The 288-nt window shown below is 72.9% G+C and carries 1 protein-coding gene; it reads left to right on the top strand.

Features of this window, described 5'->3' with window-relative positions:
* The coding region (locus ACIHFE_RS33555) for a transglycosylase SLT domain-containing protein (RefSeq protein WP_400112716.1) at positions 1-171 on the top strand (171 nt) is incomplete at its 5' end.
* Positions 172-288 lie beyond the last annotated feature (117 nt).

Here is a 288-nt window from a genome sequence, read left to right as displayed (position 1 = left end):
GCCGGTATCCCGTCGAAGGGTCTGCTGCAGATCATCGACCCGACGTTCAAGGAGTTCCACGTCGACGGCACCTCGTGGGACATCTACGACCCGGTGGCCAACATCGTGGCGTCCTGTAACTATGCGGCCAAGACCTATGGCTCCATGGACAACGTCAACTCCGCCTACTGATCAGGGGAGTTCCATAGGGTGGCGGGGGGGGGGGGGGGGCCCGCGGCCCGCCCCCCCCCCGCCCCCCCCCCGGGCCCCCCCCCCGCCCCCCCCCCCCCCCCCCCCCCCCCCCCCCCC

It is taken from the genome of Streptomyces sp. NPDC052396 (assembly GCF_044593195.1).
GTDB lineage: Bacteria > Actinomycetota > Actinomycetes > Streptomycetales > Streptomycetaceae > Streptomyces.
Note: the sequence above shows the minus strand (reverse complement) of the source record. Positions and strands in the feature narration are given on the sequence as shown.